1 pseudogene is annotated in these 247 nt (G+C 73.3%); it reads left to right on the top strand.

The window, feature by feature from the left end:
* Positions 1 to 247 (top strand): annotated as a pseudogene (locus SM753_RS20980) (homoserine dehydrogenase); the annotation flags it as partial.

A 247-nucleotide genomic window follows, 5' to 3' on the forward strand; every position in this document is an offset into this window, starting at 1 on the left:
GGTCCGTCGTCGCGCTCGCGGGCGAGCACGGGCACGACGTCGTCGCGGTCGCGGACTCCCGGACCGCTGTCGTCGACGACGACGGCGTGGACGCGCAAGCGGTCCTTGAACGGAAGTCCGAGCGTGGGCGCGTCGGCGAACTCGACGCCGAGGTGGCGCTCGAAGCGGAGTACGACGCGCTCGTGGAGGCGACGCCGACGACGCTCGACGACGCCGAACCGGGGTTCTCGCACGTCGCTCGCGCGCT

It is taken from the genome of Halostella sp. PRR32, from assembly GCF_034808085.1.
In the GTDB taxonomy this organism is placed as follows: Archaea; Halobacteriota; Halobacteria; order Halobacteriales; family Natronoarchaeaceae; genus Halostella; species Halostella pelagica.